General features: G+C 61.8%; 1 protein-coding gene. It reads left to right on the forward strand.

Annotated elements, in window-relative coordinates; genetic code table 11:
• Positions 1-246: hypothetical protein (locus NCS28_RS33305; RefSeq protein WP_284506425.1), on the forward strand; the 246-nt coding region annotated here is incomplete at both ends.

Below are 246 nucleotides of genomic sequence, written 5' to 3' on the forward strand. Positions count from 1 at the left end.
GTGCTCAAACCCGTCGAGGTCGAACTCGACAGAGAGTCCAGACCCGACGTCACCGTGCTGAGACCGGTCGACAACGAACTCACGTTGGACGTGACCGTGCTCATGCCCGTCGACAGCGAACTGACATCGGAAGTCACCGTGCTCAATCCGGTGGACAGCGATGCGACGCCCGACGTCACTGTGCTCAAGCCTGTCGAGGCGGACGTCGACAGCGAATCGAGGCCCGAAGTCACGGTGCTCAAACCC

Origin of the sequence: Caballeronia sp. INDeC2 (assembly GCF_023631325.1) — a bacterium.
GTDB lineage: Bacteria > Pseudomonadota > Gammaproteobacteria > Burkholderiales > Burkholderiaceae > Caballeronia.